Raw genomic sequence first — 2,848 nt, 5'->3', positions numbered from 1 at the left:
AGCTGGCCGCGCAGTTCCTCAGCCTGGACCGTGCCCTTGCTCATCATCTGCGAGACGGCCAGCAGCGCGCCGTCGGCCTCGGATGACGACAGGCCCAGGGTGGTGGCCGCCTTGCTGACGGCGGTGAAGATGTCGCGGGTGGCCTGGCCTTCCAGCGACGTGCCGCGCGCCGACGCCGAGAGCTTCAGGTACGAGCCCGACACGGACTCAAGGTCGAGGCCGAGCTGGCGTGCGGTGCTGCGCACGAATTCCATCTCGCGGCCAACCGAATCGGCGCCGCTGATGGCGGTGAACGCGGCTTTGAACTTGACGGCCGACGCCTCGGCTTCGATCAGCGCCTTGCCGACTTGCTGGATGGATGCAATCGCCCCGCCGACGCTCAGGCCAACGCCCAGCGCCCCCAGGGCGTCGCGCGCCGTGTTGGCCGCCTTCTGCATGTCGCCGGCGGCGCCCGTAACGACAGAGCGCGCCTGCTGCATGTCGGACTGCAGCCGCGAGATGTTCGCAGCCATGTCGATCAGCAGGGTGCCGACTGTCGTTGCCATTATGTCCCCTTGTTCTGTGCCTGCTGCGCCTTCGCCTGTTTCGCGAATGCAGCCATCGCCACGCCATCAAGGGCGCGGATCGTGTCCAGTTCCCACGGAGTGAGCGTGTTGCCGCTCACCTGCTGCCACGCGGCGATGTCCTGCCAGGTGATCGCGTTCGGTGTGTAGCCGTTCGAGCCCCGCGCGTCGTGCATCGCGCAGAACGCATTCCAGAGCGGCTCAGCCAGCCGCGGCATGGGCTCTGTGCGCAATTGCTCGATTGCCTCGGCGTCGCCCTGCTTTGCTGCTGCCGTCAGGTGTTCGCGCTCTGTGGCGCCGTCCGCGCGCCGGTGCGAGAGCCGGAATTGCGACTCCGCAAACTCGATCAGACGAGCGCGGAGTCCTCGATAAAACGGGTCTGCTCAGCGAGCGCCTCCGTCAGTTGCCGCACGACCCAGCCCTCGCGCGGGTCCGAGAACCACTTGCGGGCCTCGGCCGGGCTGTATTCGCGGTCGGCACCAGTCCACCCCAGCACCGACGAGACGGCATCCTCGATGCGCTGCTCTGCCTGCTCTTCGAACGAGGGCAGATCGACGCGCCCGTCGCGCTGGAATACCTTCTGCGCACGCGCCACGCGGGCCGATTGCAGGGACTGACGAACCGCGTGCGACGGGCCGGCCAGGGTGAAAATCACGCCCAGGCCCTCGCCGGTCTTGGGGTGCTTGAGTTCGTAGGTTGCCGATTCGAGCTCGACGATCGATCCGATTTTGTACATGAGGCCTCGCAGGAGATGAGATCCACGGACACCGCCCGGCGCGCCCCTGCGAGGAGGCGACACCGTGCGGGCCGTGGCGGGTGACGGACGGGCCGGGCTTACGCCTGGCTGTCCTGAATGACGAGCGTCGACTGCTCGGAACTCGTGCCAGCGCCGCCGGCCGAGTTGTAGAGAGCGGTGAACGAGAGGGTCTGAGAGAGGTTCTTCTCGCCGTCGTCGATGTCGGCGCTGCCCAGCTTCACGCGGGGCAGGACGAACGACACGAAGTCGGCAGCGGCCGTGCTCGCGGTGGTGAACGCCGCGGCGATCGCGAACTCGGTCTCATCGTCGAAGAGGTCGAAGTACGTAAGATCCTCGAACAGCGCGGTGAGCTGGCCCGTGACGCGCACGCGGCCTTCCGCGATATCCGAGTAGCTGTTCGAACCGACCACGGGCACGGCCGACATTCCGCCTGCGATGTTGATCGTCAGGCCGGTGATGGTGGCCACCTTCGCGCCGTTCAGCGTCACAACGCCATTGACCGCCGCAACGACGCCGGTGGTGGTGGCCGCCGTCGGGCTGGTGAAGTAGGCCGATGTGTCGGTGGTCACGTCCTTGCCCATGATCCCGAACTCGATGGTCGAAATGCCGGTGGGCGGCAGGCTGATCGCGACGCTGTTGATCTTGCAGCCCGAGAACTGCAGGCTCTTGGTGATGTCGCTGTGGTAGTGCTCGATCGTGAACGACGGGTCAGTGTGGCTGGTCGTCGGGGTGTAGGCTTTCTTGCCGACCACGGTCAGCGTGCACGACGCGATCGGCCCCTCGGCAGTCATCGCCAGGCCGTTCATCACGTAGACGGTCAGCGTCAGCGCGACAGCCGACAAGACGATCGCGTTTTTGTTCAGGTTCGCCGCGTTCACCGAGCCGGCGGTGATCCGCACGACATCGCCCGCCTTCACGCCATCAGTCAGGAACGAGCCCGAGCCGCGAACGATCGTGTAGTTGGTGCCGCTGGTGGCAAACGTGAGCGACAGGCCAGTGATGGCGGACACGGCCGCGAACGCCTTGCGCACCGCGGCAGAAAGGAAGTCCTCCCAGGTGCCGGGCGAGAGTTCACCGCTGATCGAGCCCTCCACCGAGCGCACGCCGTGGCGGAAATCGGCCACCTGGTAGTGGTCGACGATCTCGTTCGATTCGTAGGTCTGTTTCTTCAGCGAGAGCGTCGAAGTGACGCGCCGCAGACGCTGCGCACCAGAGGCGCCGGCAAGCGTGCCCCAGGTCGATTCAGCCTTGTAGAGCAGTTGCTTTGCTACGCCGGTCGCGAATGCCATGTTGGCCCCTTAAAATGCAAAAAGCCCGCTCGCGGCGGGCTCGGTGGTGATGTGGTTGGGTGCTACTGCGTTTCGATGTAGGTCACGACGACATCGATCGACTGCGCGTAGGCCTGCAGTTCAGGATCGAAGTCGTCGGCGCCGTCGATGTCGCGGATGATCGAGACGACCTCGACCCCGCCATGCGTTCCGTACTGATAGAGCAGCGCCTCGCGCGCCGCGTCGAGAATCTCGGCGCA

Annotated in this window: 4 protein-coding genes; all 4 read right to left on the bottom strand. The window is 65.9% G+C overall.

The window, feature by feature from the left end; genetic code table 11:
- Nucleotides 1–545, bottom strand: a 545-nt coding sequence (locus tag KAY22_RS24415) for a tape measure protein (protein WP_296625737.1), incomplete at its 3' end; no start/stop codon positions are given.
- Nucleotides 545–781, bottom strand: a complete 237-nt coding sequence (locus tag KAY22_RS24410) for a hypothetical protein (protein WP_296625736.1) — start codon at nt 779–781, stop codon at nt 545–547. The genes KAY22_RS24415 and KAY22_RS24410, both read right to left, overlap by 1 nt.
- A gap of 128 nt (nt 782–909) precedes the next feature.
- Nucleotides 910–1,299: a hypothetical protein gene (locus tag KAY22_RS24405; RefSeq protein ID WP_296625735.1), complete on the bottom strand. Its 390-nt coding sequence runs from the start codon at nt 1,297–1,299 to the stop codon at nt 910–912.
- A gap of 98 nt (nt 1,300–1,397) precedes the next feature.
- Entirely contained in the window at nt 1,398–2,609 is a 1,212-nt protein-coding gene (locus KAY22_RS24400; RefSeq protein ID WP_296625734.1) for a phage tail tube protein, read from the bottom strand.
- Nucleotides 2,610–2,848 lie beyond the last annotated feature (239 nt).

This window comes from Rhizorhabdus sp. (assembly GCF_018006725.1).
GTDB lineage: Bacteria > Pseudomonadota > Alphaproteobacteria > Sphingomonadales > Sphingomonadaceae > Rhizorhabdus.
The sequence above is the reverse complement of the archived record's forward strand: the minus strand, read 5'-3'. Positions and strand labels throughout refer to the sequence as shown.

What these genes read in the sequence shown, in the direction of transcription:
- KAY22_RS24410 (WP_296625736.1), bottom strand. Translation starts at nt 781, where the DNA reads ATGCCGCGGCTGGCTGAGCCGCTCTGGAATGCGTTCTGCGCGATGCAC.
- KAY22_RS24405 (WP_296625735.1), bottom strand. Translation starts at nt 1,299, where the DNA reads ATGTACAAAATCGGATCGATCGTCGAGCTCGAATCGGCAACCTACGAA.
- KAY22_RS24400 (WP_296625734.1), bottom strand. Translation starts at nt 2,609, where the DNA reads ATGGCATTCGCGACCGGCGTAGCAAAGCAACTGCTCTACAAGGCTGAA.